Source organism: Botrimarina colliarenosi (assembly GCF_007859955.1).
GTDB classification, from domain to species: domain Bacteria; phylum Planctomycetota; class Planctomycetia; order Pirellulales; family Lacipirellulaceae; genus Botrimarina; species Botrimarina colliarenosi.
This window is the reverse complement of record NZ_SJPR01000003.1, coordinates 443,332-457,317: the sequence shown is the minus strand read 5'-3', so window position 1 is coordinate 457,317 and position 13,986 is coordinate 443,332. Positions and strand designations below refer to the sequence as shown.

10 protein-coding genes are annotated in these 13,986 nt (G+C 66.6%); 2 read left to right on the top strand and 8 right to left on the bottom strand.

Features of this window, described 5'->3' with window-relative positions:
- Positions 1-23: 23 nt before the first annotated feature.
- Positions 24-1,100 carry a DNA integrity scanning protein DisA nucleotide-binding domain protein gene (locus Pla108_RS13535; RefSeq protein WP_146445485.1) on the top strand — a complete coding sequence of 359 codons (1,077 nt, stop codon included), beginning with the start codon at positions 24-26 and terminating at the stop codon, positions 1,098-1,100.
- 328 nt (positions 1,101-1,428) lie between these two features.
- On the opposite strand, the gene Pla108_RS13525 is transcribed toward Pla108_RS13535, so the two are convergent.
- The 5 genes from Pla108_RS13525 to Pla108_RS13505 all read right to left on the bottom strand — a co-directional run bounded on the left by Pla108_RS13525 (position 1,429) and on the right by Pla108_RS13505 (position 5,614).
- Positions 1,429-1,833: a YciI family protein gene (locus Pla108_RS13525; RefSeq protein WP_146445484.1), complete on the bottom strand. Its 405-nt coding sequence runs from the start codon at positions 1,831-1,833 to the stop codon at positions 1,429-1,431.
- Entirely contained in the window at positions 1,830-2,339 is a 510-nt protein-coding gene (locus Pla108_RS13520) for a YybH family protein (RefSeq protein WP_146445483.1), read from the bottom strand. The genes Pla108_RS13525 and Pla108_RS13520 overlap by 4 nt, the downstream gene beginning before the upstream one ends.
- Before the next feature lie 46 nt (positions 2,340-2,385).
- Positions 2,386-3,234 carry a YciI family protein gene (locus Pla108_RS13515; RefSeq protein WP_146445482.1) on the bottom strand — a complete coding sequence of 283 codons (849 nt, stop codon included), beginning with the start codon at positions 3,232-3,234 and terminating at the stop codon, positions 2,386-2,388.
- 155 nt (positions 3,235-3,389) lie between these two features.
- Positions 3,390-4,643, bottom strand: a complete 1,254-nt coding sequence (locus Pla108_RS13510; protein WP_146445481.1) for an RNA polymerase sigma factor — start codon at positions 4,641-4,643, stop codon at positions 3,390-3,392.
- Positions 4,644-4,720: 77 nt separating this feature from the next.
- Entirely contained in the window at positions 4,721-5,614 is an 894-nt protein-coding gene (locus Pla108_RS13505) for a phosphoribosylaminoimidazolesuccinocarboxamide synthase (protein ID WP_146445480.1), read from the bottom strand.
- 216 nt (positions 5,615-5,830) lie between these two features.
- Here Pla108_RS13505 and Pla108_RS13500 point away from each other — a divergent pair, with 216 nt between their 5' ends.
- Positions 5,831-7,318 carry an endo-1,4-beta-xylanase gene (locus Pla108_RS13500; protein ID WP_197526538.1) on the top strand — a complete coding sequence of 496 codons (1,488 nt, stop codon included), beginning with the start codon at positions 5,831-5,833 and terminating at the stop codon, positions 7,316-7,318.
- A gap of 28 nt (positions 7,319-7,346) precedes the next feature.
- Here Pla108_RS13500 and Pla108_RS13495 read toward each other — a convergent pair whose 3' ends face one another.
- The 3 genes from Pla108_RS13495 to alaS all read right to left on the bottom strand — a co-directional run bounded on the left by Pla108_RS13495 (position 7,347) and on the right by alaS (position 13,769).
- A complete protein-coding gene (locus Pla108_RS13495; RefSeq protein WP_146445478.1) occupies positions 7,347-7,823 on the bottom strand; it encodes a hypothetical protein in 477 nt (158 codons plus the stop codon).
- A gap of 396 nt (positions 7,824-8,219) precedes the next feature.
- Positions 8,220-10,862, bottom strand: coding sequence for an MGH1-like glycoside hydrolase domain-containing protein (locus Pla108_RS13490; RefSeq protein WP_146445477.1), 2,643 nt, complete (start codon positions 10,860-10,862; stop codon positions 8,220-8,222).
- 54 nt (positions 10,863-10,916) lie between these two features.
- Positions 10,917-13,769, bottom strand: coding sequence for an alanine--tRNA ligase (gene alaS / locus Pla108_RS13485; RefSeq protein WP_146445476.1), 2,853 nt, complete (start codon positions 13,767-13,769; stop codon positions 10,917-10,919).
- Between the last annotated feature and the right edge of the window lie 217 nt (positions 13,770-13,986).

Here is a 13,986-nt window from a genome sequence, read left to right as displayed (position 1 = left end):
TGAGTCGGCAAAGCACACCTCGTATGGCATCTCCGCGCGCCTCCCAGCCCCGCCGTTTCACGCCCCAACTCGAGGGGTTCTGCAAGGCCGCCGCGGCGATCGCCGAGCAGCACAACGCCGATGCGGTGCTGTTCCTCGCCGAGCGGCCCATCGACTGGCGGAAGCTCCAAGAGGCGTTCGGGACCCGCTCGCTGCTGGTCGCGGCCGACTCGGAGGACCAGCTCGCCGGCGCCCACGACGAGGAGAACGGCCCCGGTCTTGAGACGATCCTCCTGGCGATGAACGACGCCCCCGTCTACGAGCGGCTCACGCAGGCGCTGCTCGAAGCGGTCGCCGACGAGTTCATCGAGACCGGATCAACCGTCGTCACGCTCTACAGCAGCTACGACCCCGGCGTGATCGACTCGGTGAGCCTGATCCGCCTCGACGAGCACCTCGGTCGGCTCACGGTCCGCGACCTCCGCCGAATCGAGACGAAGATCCCGACCGAGACGCTCAAGTCGGTGATCGACCTCGCCGTCGAGATCGGCCGCGAGGGCCGCGAGGGGAAGCCGATCGGCACCCTGATGGTCGTCGGCGACCACCGCCGGACGCTCGAGATGAGCAAGCCGATGGGCTTCGACCCCGTCAAAGGCTACCCGGCGGCGGAGCGGAGCCTCGCCGACAGCAAGGTCCGTGATGGCGTTAAGGAGATCGCCCAGATGGACGGGGCGTTTATCATCTCGAACACCGGGACGGTTATCGCCTCTGCGCAGCATCTGTCGGGGCCTCCTTCTAAGGAGATCACCCTGTCGAAGGGCCTCGGCGCCCGCCACTGGGCGGCCGCCCAGATCACCCACGCCACGGACGCCATCGCCGTGGCGGTGAGCAGCTCGGGCGGCACGGTCCGTGTCTTCCAAGGGGGCGAAGTCGTCCTGCGTATCGAGCCGCTCGAACGCGCCATGACCTGGCGTGAGTTCGAGGCCGAACACGAAGGCGAGAAAGAGAAGCCCCCCGAGAAGAAGCCTTCGAAGGTCCGGTCCAAGACCCCGAAGCCGAAGACCACGAAGGCGACGCCCGACGCCAAAGCGGCCGACACGCCCGCGGACGCCGGCGGCTGATCCCTCACGATTTTTTGGGCGCCACGTGGTTTGACTCCCGGCGCTGGCGCTGAGGGCTCCCGCCCATGAGTTGGTTCGCCAAACGCGGGGCGGGAGCCCTCAGCGCCAGCGCCGGGAGTCGCGTCACCAACCCACTTGCGCGTGCTCTCCCCCCAGGTGAACGTCTCGCCCGTGAGCCGCTCGTACACCCCAACGTACTTGGCCCGGGTCCGCTCGACGATGTCGTCCGGCAGCGGCGGTGGCGGGCTCTCTCGGTCCCAGTCCGACGCTATTGGCCATCGCGGACACCCAACGTGCCGCTCTCAGCGGTTCCACCGAACGTCTCCGCTTAAGTTTCCGGGCTCGCTTCGTCTTCGCTGGACCCGGTTGCTGTGGCAGGCTCGAAGTCACGGTCCGGCAGCGGGAACAGCGGGCGGATTTCGACCGTCCCCTTCTTCGCGGGCGGAAGCCGCTGGGCGATGGCGATCGCCTCGTCGAGGTCCGCGACATCGATAAGGTAGTAGCCCCCGAGCTGCTCGGTGGTCTCCGCGAAGGGGCCGTCTGTAATCTCACGCCGCTGGTCACGGACGCGGACGCATGTCGCCGTCGCCACCGGGTGCAATGGCGAAGACGCGATCCACTTCCCTTCTGCCGCCAGCTCGTCGCTTATCTCCATCGATTCGAGCATACATTCTTGGCGTTCTTGGTCGGTCCACGCATTCTCCTCGCCGTAGATAAGCAGCATGTACTTCATGAGGGGGCTCCGGAGTCCGTTGAGGGGACGCAGCCGTAATCCGGCACGTCGCGTTTATCAGGGTCGCGGACGTACCACGCCTCGTTCGTCATCGGGTTGAAGGGGATCGAAACGTGCTCGTGGACGACCCGCCACCTACCCTCGATCCGTCGGTAGCCAATCGTAACGCGCATCCAGGTCTGGCCGCTGGGATGATCGGCGGGCGTCGGGGCAAAGTGGTGCAAGCCGAACGCCACGGCAATGTCTCCGTCGACATGCACCACTAGGTCCCGGTGCTCCGAGCGGTACTCCGCAGGGAAGTAGGGAAGACAGTTCTCCCACAACCGACGGATGGCCTCGGGGCCGTCGGTCCGATAGGGAGGAATCGCGTCGAACAGCACGGCCTCGGGGGCGTAGTCCGCCACCAGACCATCGACGTCCTTGGACTCAAGCGCCCGGGACCAAGCGGCGATCAAGCGGCGGATCTCCGCCTCGTCGGCCTGGGGGTCAGAAGTTGAAGGGGACATGGCTCTCGATGGGGTTGGAGGAATGGGTCTCGATCGAATCCAAGATTCACGCCGGTTGCGGCCCCGGGACCATCACCATCCAGCCCACGTTGAACCGGTCGGTGACCATGCCGTAGCACGGCGACCAGAACGTCTTCGCCAGCGGCATGTCGACCTTCCCCTCGGCGGCGAGTCGGTCGAAAACGCGGCGGGCGTCCTCCTCCGTCGGCACGGTGAGGGCCAGCCGGAAGTGCTCCGGCGAGGGGCTCTCGCCACAACCGTCGGAGGCGAACAGCGTCGTCCCGCCCACCTTCAGCTCGGCGTGCATCACCTTGTCGGCGTAACCCGGGGGGAGTTCTGACTCGGGGCACGGCTCGGGGCTCTCGTTGAAGCGCATCGCCATGCCGACCTCGGCGCCGAGCGCTTCCTGATAAAACTCGAGCGCTTCGCCGCACCGCCCTCCGAAGAACAAGTACGGCGTGACCGACGCCTGCTGCATCGCAAGGCGCTCGGTAAGGCGGTGCTCGGCGTCGCGAATCTCGCCGCTGGGATCGCACGCGGCGAAGTCCTCGATGCCGAAGATCGGCCGGATATCGATGTCGGATTCCTCGGTCATCGGGTTGGGGCAGCGGCGGACCCATTCGACCGCCTCGGCGAGTGATTCGACCTCCCAGATCCAGTAGCCGGCGATCAGCTCCTTGGTTTCGGCGAAGGGGCCGTCGGTGACCGTCCGCTCCGCGCCGCGGAAGTGGACCCGGACCGCCTCGGAGCTCGGCTTGAGCCCTTCGCCCGCCTTCATAATGCCGGCGGCGACGAGTTCCTCGTTGAACTTGCCCATCGCCTGCATCAGCTCTTGGCTGGGCATCTCACCCGCTTCGGAGCTGGGCGTCGCCTTGACCATCACCATGACTTTCATTGCATTCTCCTCTGATTCGAGCGGGGGCACGCGGGCGTCCCCCGGGCCTTTTCGTGCAGTAGTCGTTCGGCGATCGGGCGAATCGACAGCGGGCGAGAACTTTTTTCAGAAAACCTTTGGCCGCCGCAAAGGTCGATAGGTCGGGCTGACATTGCTTAGGGGGCTTCCGTCGACCCGTCGCGAGCGAGCTCATCGATCCGCCGGGCCAGCAACCGCCGTTCGGGCCCCTGCTGAGCGAGCTCAAGCGCCCGCTGCAGGGCGGCCTTCGCCTGCGCGCGATCCCCCGTCTGCCGCAGCAGTTCGCCCCGCGCGGCATGCGCCAGGTGGTAGCTGGTCAGCTCACCCCGGGCGAGGACCGCGTCGATTGCGGCCAGACCCGCCGAGGGGCCGTCCCGCTTGGCGATCGCGACCGCGCGATTGAGCTCGATCACCGGCGACTCGTCGAGCCGCAGGAGGACGTCGTAGAGCGCGACGATCTGGGGCCAGTCGGTCGCTGCGGGCGTGGGCGCCGACGCATGCACCGCGGCGATGGCCGCCTGGACGCCGTAGGCGCCGAATCGCTGTGAAGCCAGAGCCTGCTCCACGAGCTCGCAGCCCTCGTCGATTAGCCGCCGGTCCCAGAGGCGGCGGTCTTGCTTCTCAAGGAGCACGATGTCGCCGGCGGAGTCCGTGCGGGCCTCGCGGCGTGACTCATGCAGCAGCATGAGCGCGAGCAGGCCGATCGTTTCGGGGTCGGGGAGCAGCTCTCGCAGTAGCCTGGCGAGCCGGATCGCTTCGGCGGACAGATCGGCGCGCGTGACGCTCTCGCCCCTCGAGGCCGAGTACCCCTCGTTAAAGATGAGGTAAATTACCTTGAGCACCACCTCAAGACGCTCCGGCAAGTCTGCCGCGCTGGGAACCTTGAACGGGACACCGGCGTCGCGGACCTTCGCCTTGGCGCGTACCAGCCGCTGCGCCATGGTCGCGGGAGGGATCAAGAAGGCGTGGGCGATCTCGTCGGTCGAGAGGCCGCACACCTCGCGTAGCGTCAGCGGCGCCTGCGCCGGAGGATCGATCGCGGGATGGCAGCAGGTGAAGATGAGCCGCAGACGGTCGTCTTCGATCTCGTGGCTGGCGCGCGCGGCGTTGGTCTGCTCGACCCCCTCCAGCCGGGCGAGGAGGTCGGCCCGCCGGTCGCGGAAGCGTCCCGTGCGTCGGACGGCGTCGATCGCCTTGAAACGTCCGGCCGACACCAACCAAGCGACCGGGTTCGCCGGGACGCCCTCTTGGGGCCAGCGCTCGACCGCCGACGAGAACGCCTCTTGCGTCGCCTCTTCCGCCAAGTCGAAGTCGCCAAGCAGCCGCGCCAACGTGGCGAACACGCGGCGCGAGTCCGACCGGTACAGCTCTTCGATGGCGGGAGGAATCATGCTGTGACTCGACGCGGAGAAGGGGCCGACCAAACCGCTTCCTGCCGGGCCCCCGAAGTTGTCGACCCTCGGCTACCTTAGCGCCAGGCGAAAGCGTCTCCCGTGAGCCGCTCGTACGCCTCGACGTACTTGGCGCGGGTCTTCTCGACGATGTCGCCGGGCAGGGCCGGCGGGGGGCTCTCGCGGTCCCAGTCCGAAGCCAACAGCCAATCCCGCACAAACTGCTTATCGAACGACGGCTGCGGGCCGCCGGGCTGGTAGACATCGGCCGGCCAGAAACGGCTGCTATCGGGCGTCAGCAACTCGTCGATCAACAGCAGCTCGCCGTCGGGGGTTTGGCCAAACTCAAATTTCGTGTCGGCGATCAGCAGGCCACACGTCGCGGCGTGCTCGGCGCCGGCGGCGTAGATCGCGAGCGTGGCTTCGCGGAGCTGGCTCGCGAGCTCGGCGCCGAGGTCGCTCTGCATCCGATCGAAGGCGACGTTCTCGTCGTGCGCGCCAACCTCGGCCTTGGTCGCGGGGGTGAAGATCGGCTCGGGGAGGCGGTCGCTCTCGACCAAGCCGGGCGGCAATTCGACGCCACAGACGGCCCCATTCGTCTGGTACTCCTTCCAGCCCGAGCCGGAGAGGTATCCCCGGGCGACGCACTCGAAGGGGACGACCCGCGTCTTGCGGCAGAGCATCGACCGGCCGGCTAGCCGCTCGAGGTCGGCCCCGGGCGGCAGCAACATTTCCGCCACGTCGCAGGTCACAAGGTGGTGCGCCACCGGCGCCGCGGCGTCGAGCCGATCGAACCAGAACCGGCTGAGCTGCGTGAGAACGCGGCCTTTGTCGGGGATGGCGGTCGGCAGCACCCAGTCGAACGCACTGAGGCGATCGCTCGCGACCAGCAGGACATGGTCACCGAGGTCGTAGATGTCGCGAACCTTTCCGCGACGCGGTTCGTAGCCGGGCAGGTCGGTGGCTGTCACGTGAGAAAGCGGTGAGGAACGGAGGCGGGCCGCGGTCGCCCGGTTGTTACAGTGGTACCCGCCTACTAACGTATTTCCTAGTCAGCACTTGCGCGGGCCGGCTCGGCTCGGCCCGGCCGTCAATCAGCCGCCGTTGACTTGTCTCCCCCTCCCGTTCCGCCCGTCCGCTACCGCCGCCGGCTTCCTACCTGCTTGAAGAGTCGCCCGATGGGCCTGATGCGGTTTGTTGCCGACGACCAGAGCCTGATTTCCGAAGAGCGGCTCGCGCGGGCCTACGTCGCCGGGCCCGACGAGGCGCCGACCTTCGGCCGCACCCTGATGAGCGGCGACCAGATCGTCGTTGAGCGGTCGGAGGACGCTTCGGGCAGTTTCTCGATTCCCTGGCCGATCCCCGATCACGGCGATTGGCTGCTGGCGACGACGTCACTGATGGAACGTGAACGGCCGTACCACCTCGAAGTCGAGCTGGCGCGGGGCTTGGTGTTCCGGCTCCGCGACCAGCTCGCCGCCTGGGAGACGCTCGGCCTGCGGACAACCGAAAAACTGCTGCAGGGCGTCCGCGACGCCACCCGATCGTTCAGCCGCGCGGCGGTCTCGCAAACCGTCGACCCGGCGTCGGCGGCGGTTCGGGCGCGGACCGCTCTGAAGATCGCCGCCGACACCGCGTGTCTGCTGGCCGATCTCTACTCGGAGCAGGCCCTGTCGATCCGCATGCCTGAAGGACAGCGGCTGACCACGCTGCTTGGCGTGCGCCTGAACGACAAGGCGCCGCGTGGAGCCAAGGCGAAGACGATTTCTGAGACGTTCAACCTCGCCGCCATCTCGTGCGGGTGGGGCGTCGTCGAGCCGAGCGAAGGTCGCCGCGACTGGACCGCCACCGACAAACTGATCGACTGGGCCCGGTCGACGGGTATGCGGACCTGCCTGGGCCCGCTGCTTGAGTTCGACGAGAAGCGCCTCCCCGATTGGGCGTACCTCTGGGAGGGGGACGTCGAAACGCTCACCTCGCTGATGCTCGGCCACATCCGCACCGTGGTGCAGCGTTACCGCGGCAAGGTGCAGTTGTGGAATGTCGCGTCGAAGATCAACCGCGACCGCATCCTCTCCCTCACCGACGAGCAGCGTCTGCAGATTGTCGCTAGCGCCGTTCGGCTCGTCCGGCAACTCGACCCGTCAACGCCGGTCGTCGTCGGTGTCGAACAGCCGTGGGGCGAGTACCGCGCAAAGCGTCAGACCGAGCTCGCGCCGATCGATTTCGCCGACGCGCTCGAGCGTGCCGACCTGGGGATCGCTGGTTTCGAGTTGGAAATGAACATCGGCTATCGGCCGTTCGGCTCGGAGCTGCGCAATCCGTTGGCGATGAGCCGGCTTGTCGATCTCTGGAACTTGCGTCTCGAGTCGCCCTTGATGCTGACGCTCGCGTTCCCCAGTTCGGCGATCGACGACCCGTCGGCCGACCCCCGTATGGAGGTGATCGCGGCGCGCTACGAAGACAAACTCTTATCACCGACGTTCCAAGCCGAGTGGGCGCGCCGGCGCCTGCCGATGCTGATCGCAAAGAATGCGGTGCAGGTTGTGGTGTGGTCACAGCTCTCGGACAGCGGACCGCACGCCTTCCCCAACGCGGGCCTCTACGACCGCAACAAGGCCCAGAAGCCGATTGTCGACGTTATGAGCGACCTGCGAAAGCGGTTGCTCTCGTAGGACGCCCTGAGCCGTCGGCTGCTGCGGGCTACTTGGCGGAACGGGGCGGCGAGCGCCGTGTCGTTTTTTCGAAAGCCGCCACGACCGTCTCCTCCGGCTGGTCGCCATCGCAGCTCGGCCCGCACCAGACCGCGTCGTGCGTCGTCGCGTGGTTGTGCAGCCGCGGGCAGCCCGACTCGCCAACGATGGCGTGGGCCGCGTGAGGCGTCAGCCCGCAGAGCCTCAGCGCGCCGCCGTGTTGGGTGAGGCGATTACAGAGCGTGCCAAGCTCTTGCCCCAGTTTGACGCCGAACGCCGCGTCGGCTTCCGCCTTGGCGTCGAACTCGATGACGAGCCGGTAGATGAACTGGCTCTCAGCGATCCGCCACAACCGTTCGCCAACGCCGCACGGCTCACCCGTCAGTTCGACGCGGATGAACAGCCAGTTGGGCCCGCGATTAATAACGGTGCACTGGCAAGCCGGGGTGAGCGTCGCTGAACCACGCAATTGCTCTGTCGTGCTCATAGCAAGTCTCCGCCTGAAGCAGCGCCGGCCGGGAATCCGTTCAGCGCTTAGCCGATGAGGCGCCCGCGCCGTCAACAGCGTGGGCGAGATAAGTTCTGGGACTTCTCGCAAAGGATGAGTCCCAGAACTCACTGCAAACGGCGGGCCATCGGCGTAACAAGGCGGCGAAGCGAGGTGGCGAAGAGGCGCCGACGAGGACTCCGTTCACTACTTCACGATAGCGCCGCGATCCGGTGCAGTTCAAGCGCAATCGACGGGACTTTTCGTCACGCCCCCCAAGAGAGTTGCCTGCCGGGGGGGGGGGAGCGGAGGAACGATAGCAATCCCCCCGCGCAAGAAGTCACCCGTCGTGCGTCCACACGGCCGCACTCCGGGCCTCGATCCGCTCGGCCGCCGTTAACCCCGGGGCTGGAGCAGCTTCGCGATGAGCGCGGTCCAGCCCGTCTGGTGCGAGGCGCCCACGCCGCGGCCGGTATCGCCGTCGAAGTACTCGTAGAACAGCAGGTGGTCGCGGAAGTGGGGGTCGTTCTGCGCGCGGCCGCAATCGCCGAAGACGGGCCGCCGCCCCGCGGCGTCTTTCAAGAACAGCTTCGACAAGCGTCGCGAAATCTCGTCGGCGGCCTCTTGGATCGTGACGAAGACGCCTGAGCCCGTCGGGCACTCCACCTGAAAGTCGTCACCGTAGTAGTGGTGGAATTTCTGCAGCGACTCGATCAACAGGAAGTTCATCGGGAACCAGACCGGGCCGCGCCAGTTCGAGTTGCCACCGAACATCGGCGAGTTGGACTCGGCCGGCACATAGTCGACGGTGTTGTCGTCCCCCAGACCGGGGATCGATTTACCGTCTTTGAGGACGGTGTAGGGGTGCTCCTTGTGGTAGCGCGAGAGCGAACGGACCCCGTAGTCGGAGAGGAACTCGGACTCGTCGAGCATCTTTTCGAGCAGGCACTTCATGCGGTGTCCGCGGAGCAGCGACAACAGCCGACGGTCGCCGCGACCCGGTTCTCGCCAGTGCGAGACGAGGTTCGCCAGGTCGGGGCGGTTCTTGAGGAACCACTCCAGCCGGCGCCGGAAGTTGGGGAGTTTCTTTAGGGTCTCCGGCTCGATCGTCTCGACGGCGAAGAGTGGCGTCAGCCCGACGAGCGATCGGACCTTCATCGGCAGCATCTCGCCGCTGCTGAGGTGCAGCACGTCGTAGTAGAAGCCGTCGGCCTCGTCCCACAGCCCGACCCCCGTGCCGCCGACGTCGTTCATCGCCGCGGCGATGTAGAGGAAGTGCTCGAAGAACTTGGTCGCGATGTCTTCGTAGACCGGGTTCTCGGTCGCCAACTCGAGCGCGATCCGCAGCATGTTGAGCGAGTACATCGCCATCCAGCTCGTGCCGTCCGCCTGATCGACGTGCCCGCCGTTGACCGGGGCGCTGCGGTCGAAGACGCCGATGTTGTCGAGGCCGAGGAACCCCCCCTGGAAGACGTTGCGGCCCTGCTCGTCCTTGCGGTTGACCCACCAGGTGAAGTTGAGGAGGAGCTTGTGGAAGACCCGTTCGAGGAAAGCCCGGTCTTTCTTGCCGTGGTGCTTGCGGTCGATCTCGTACACCCGCCAAGTCGCCCAGGCGTGCACGGGCGGGTTGACGTCGCCGAAGTCCCACTCGTAGGCCGGCAGCTGGCCGTTGGGGTGCATGTACCACTCGCGCGTGATCAGGTCGAGTTGGTGCTTGGCGAACTCGGGGTCGATCATCGCGAGGGGGAGGCAGTGGAACGCGAGGTCCCACGACGCGTACCACGGGTACTCCCACTTGTCCGGCATCGAGATGATGTCGGCGTTGTTGAGGTGCTTCCACTGGCTGTTGCGACCCGATTGCCGTTGTTCCGGCGGGTCGGGGTTCTTCAGGTCACCATCGAGCCACTGCTGGACCTTGTAGCCGTAAAACTGCTTGCTCCAGATCAAGCCGGCGAAGGCTTGGCGCTGGATCGCGCGGGCGTCGGCGTCCTTGATGTCGCTCTGCAGGACCGCGTAGAACTCGTCCGCCTCGCGGCGCCGTTTTTGAACGATCTTGTCGAAGTCCTTGAACGCGTTCTTCGTAACCGTATTGCTCAGCCGCAGCCGCACCTTGACCGACCCCCCCGCGGGGACGCGGAACCGGTAGTGGGCGGCCGCCTTGGTCCCCTTCTTCGCCGGGTTAACCGCGTCGCGGTCCCCCTGCACGACGTAGTTGTTGACGCCGTCTTTGTAATAGCCGCTGTCATCCGTCAGAGCGGAGAAGCCATGCGGGTTCGTTGCGTTCTCGCAGAAGAGGTACTCGGGCGTCCCCTCCAACTGCCAGCCGAACTTGCCAACGCGGGGGCAGTCGATCGCGACATGCCCCTCGTCGGCCATGCCGAGCTGTGGCTTGCGGGTCGTCGAGGTCCCCCCTGACCACGTGTCGCGTAGCCAGACGTGCGGCAGGATGCGGAGGGGGGCCGAGTCGGGACCACGGTTGTAGGCCGTGACGAGCATCAGCACATCGTTGGCGTCGGCTTTCGCGTATTCGACCACGACATCGAAATAGCGGTCGTGCTGGAACGCCTTGGTGTCGAGGATCTCGAACTCGGGTTCGTCGCGGCTCCGCCGCCGGCTCTCGCTCACCAGCTCCGAGTAGGGGAACTCCCGTTGCGGGTACTTGTAGAGCATCTTCAAGTACGAGTGCGTCGGCGTCGCGTCGAGGTAGTAGTAAAGTTCCTTGACGTCTTCGCCGTGGTTTCCCTCGTCGTTGGTGAGGCCGAACAGGCGTTCCTTGAGGATCGGATCGTGCTCGTTCCAGAGAGCGAGCCCCAGACAGACACGCGCGCGCTGATCGCTAAAGCCGGCGATCCCGTCTTCGCCCCAGACGTAAGCATGGCTGCGGGCCATATCGTGGGTCACGCAGCCCCAGGCGTCCCCGCCCGGGCTGTAATCCTCGCGGACGGTCCCCCACTGGCGTTCACTGAGGTAAGGCCCCCAGCGCTTCCAGGCTCGCTTGCCGCTCGCCGCCTCTTGGAGTCGCAGCCGCTCGGGGTCCATCTAGCGATCTTTGGCGGAGGGAAACTGGTTGGCGAGGTTTCGAGAGCCGCGTCGTTAGGCGCCGAGCATTGGCACGATCGTCTCGCGGGCCGTGGCGATCGCTTCGGCGATCTTGCTGGGGTCCTTGCCGCCGGCTTGGGCCAGATCGGGGCGGCCGCCACCGCCTCCGCCGACGGCTTTCGCCACCGGTCCGATCCACTTACCGGCGCTGAGGCCGCGGTCTTGCAGGTCCTTTGTGATGCCGGCGATGAGGGTCACCTTGTCGTCCCCCTCGGCAGAGGCGAGCAGCACCGCGGCCGACGACGTCTTCTGCCGCACCGCGTCGATCAGCTGCCGCATCAGGGGCGCCGCGACGCCCGGCGTCTCGGCGATCAGGACCGTGACGCCATCGATAACCTCGGCCTTGGCGAGCAGCGTGTCGGCGTCGAGGGGCCCGGCGGCGTCACGCTGCTTGACCTGGGCTTCGAGTTTCTCAATCTCCGCCATCAACGCAGCGCACCGCGGGGCCACCTCGGTCGGAGCGACCGAGAGCTGCCGCGCCGCGTCGGCTAGCGCAGCCCGCCGCTGGGCGTAGGACTCGAGTTTCGCGCCGCGGATCTGGGCCTGCTCGGCCTTCGCGGCGCCACCACCGGAGATTTTCTTCTTCAACGCCCGCTGCCGTGCGAGCAGCCGACCGACCGCTTCGACGACGGTCTCCTCGGCGACGCCGAGCGTTCTCGCCGTCTCCGCTAGAGCGGCCACGACCTCCTGGCGGTTCGCTTTGGCCCGTTCGCCGGTCACCGCGGTGATCCGTCGTGTTCCGGCGGAGACTCCCTCCTCGGCCACCAGCTCGAAGACGCCCACCTCGCCGGTATTCGTCAGGTGCGTGCCACCGCACAGCTCGCGGCTAAAGGCGTCGCCGCTGGCGAGCGGCCCCATCGAGACCATCCGTACGGGGTCGGGGTACTTCTCGCCGAAGAGCATCATGGCGCCCGCCTGCCGCGCATCGGCGAGCGGCAGGGTTTCGCACTTCACGGCGCCGGCGGCGGCGACACAAGCCTCGACATCGGCCGCGATCGTCGCGAGCTGCTCCGGCTCGACCGCCGACAGATTCGTGAAGTCGAACCGCAGCCAATCGGCGTCGACCTTCGACCCTTGCTGCTGCGCGTGTGAGCCGAGTGTCTTCTGGAGGGCCCAGTGCAAGAGGTGCGTCGCCGAGTGCGCGCGTCGGATAGCGTCGCGGCGGTCCTCGTTCACCTTGGCGATGACGTCATCCCCCGTGTCGAGCGACCCCTTGAGCAGCACCCCGCGATGCAAGAACAGCGAGCCATCTTTCTGGGTGTCGGTCACCGAGAAGACGAAGCCCTCGCCCGTTAGCGTGCCGGTGTCGCCCACCTGGCCGCCGCTCTCGCCGTAGAACGGGGTGCTGTCGAGCACTAGCACGGCCGCTTCGCCCTGCTGGAGGGACTCGGCGAGCTGCTGATTACCGCCAGCACCGGTCACGACGCCGACGATCTTCGCGGTCGCCTCGGTCGTGCCGTAGCCAACGAACTCGGTGGCGTCGAGCGCCTGCTTCAGCGAATCGATCGGCCCCTTCGCGCCCATCACGGTATGGACCAGCTTGCCGGAGTCCTCGGCGTGCTCCGCCATCGCGCGGCGGTAGCCGTCCCAGTCGAAGGCGAGGTGCTGCTCGGCGGCGAGACTCTCGAACAGCTCGGGCGGAACGCCATAGGTCTGGTAGAGCTCGGCGGCGACGACGCCATCGACCGCGGTGCGGTTGTCCTTGCGGATCTCGTCGAAGACGCGGCCGATACGATTGAGGCCGCCGTCAATCGTGCCGAAGAAGTTCGACTCTTCCTTCTCGATGACGCTGGCGACGCGCTGCGTCGTCTCGGCGAGGTCGGGGTAGGCGGCCTTCATCAGCTCGGCCACGGTCGGCACAAGCTTGTAGAGGAACGGGTCGTGGACGCCCATCTGATGGCCATCCAGCACCGCCCGGCGGAGCAGTCGCTTGACGACGTACTTCTCCTTGTTCGGGCCCGGGTAGACGTTTTCGTGCACGGCGAACGTACAGGCCCGCACGTGGTCGGAGATCCGACGCAGCCGGCGGCCGTCTTCGCTATTGAGCTCGTACTTGACGCCGCACACCTCGGCGGCCGCCTGCACCAGCGGCATCAGCGAATCGATGTGGTAGTTCGTCGGGACCCCCTGCAGCACCGCGGCGGTGCGCTCGAGACCCATGCCGGTGTCGATGTTCTTGCTCGGCAGCGGCTGCAGGTTATTCGGCGGGTCGCCGACGCGGTTGAACTGCGTGAAGACGAGGTTCCAGATCTCCAGCGGCTCGGCCCATCTTCCCTTGTGAGGTGGGCCCCCCTCGGCCAGCGGCGCGGTGTAGTAGATCTCGCTACACGGGCCACAGACGCCGTCGGGCCCCTGGCTCGGGGCGCTGGCGGGCCAGAAGTTCTCGTCCTCTTCCTCGAACGAGATCCGCGACATCGGCAGACCGATCTCGCGGTTCCAGATATCGGCCGCCTCTTTGTCGTCCTTGTAGACGGTGACCGACAGCTGCGCCGCGGGCAGGCCGAGCCACTTCTTGTCGGTGAGGAACTCCCACGCCCAGTGGATGGCGTCCCGCTTGAAGTAGTCGCCGAAGCTGAAGTTGCCCAGCATCTCGAAGAACGTGTGGTGCCGCGGCGTGCGGCCGACGTTGTCGATGTCGCCGGTGCGGAGGCACTTCTGGCAGGTGGTGGCCCGCGTGTAGTCGAGCTTGACCTTGCCGAGGAAGTGGTCCTTGAACTGGTTCATCCCCGCCGGGGTGAACAGCACCGAGGGGTCCCACGTGGGGACCAGCACGTCGCTAGCGACGCGGGTGTGGCCCTTGGACTCGTAGAAAGCGAGGTACTTCTCGCGGAGTTCGTCGGTTTTCATCGGCGGCGAGCGTTAGACAGCGGGCAGTCGGCAGGAAGGTAGCGAGCCGCGTCGTCCTCGACGCGGCAGCCCCGCCAAGCCCGGTATCCTAACGGATGCCCCCGCTCCGCCGCGACGGGGCCCGAAGAGTCGGGACCGCCAAGACGCCAAGAAGTGTTCTTTCGACCGGATTTGCAGGATCAACGGGATAAGACTTCTTCGTTCTTATCCTGTGAAT

Coding starts and splice junctions, on each gene's coding strand:
- Pla108_RS13535 (WP_146445485.1), top strand. CDS start 24: ATGGCATCTCCGCGCGCCTCCCAGCCCCGCCGTTTCACGCCCCAACTC.
- Pla108_RS13490 (WP_146445477.1), bottom strand. CDS start 10,862: ATGGACCCCGAGCGGCTGCGACTCCAAGAGGCGGCGAGCGGCAAGCGA.
- Pla108_RS13515 (WP_146445482.1), bottom strand. CDS start 3,234: ATGAAAGTCATGGTGATGGTCAAGGCGACGCCCAGCTCCGAAGCGGGT.
- Pla108_RS13510 (WP_146445481.1), bottom strand. CDS start 4,643: ATGATTCCTCCCGCCATCGAAGAGCTGTACCGGTCGGACTCGCGCCGC.
- Pla108_RS13495 (WP_146445478.1), bottom strand. CDS start 7,823: ATGAGCACGACAGAGCAATTGCGTGGTTCAGCGACGCTCACCCCGGCT.
- Pla108_RS13500 (WP_197526538.1), top strand. CDS start 5,831: ATGCGGTTTGTTGCCGACGACCAGAGCCTGATTTCCGAAGAGCGGCTC.
- Pla108_RS13520 (WP_146445483.1), bottom strand. CDS start 2,339: ATGTCCCCTTCAACTTCTGACCCCCAGGCCGACGAGGCGGAGATCCGC.
- alaS (WP_146445476.1), bottom strand. CDS start 13,769: ATGAAAACCGACGAACTCCGCGAGAAGTACCTCGCTTTCTACGAGTCC.
- Pla108_RS13525 (WP_146445484.1), bottom strand. CDS start 1,833: ATGAAGTACATGCTGCTTATCTACGGCGAGGAGAATGCGTGGACCGAC.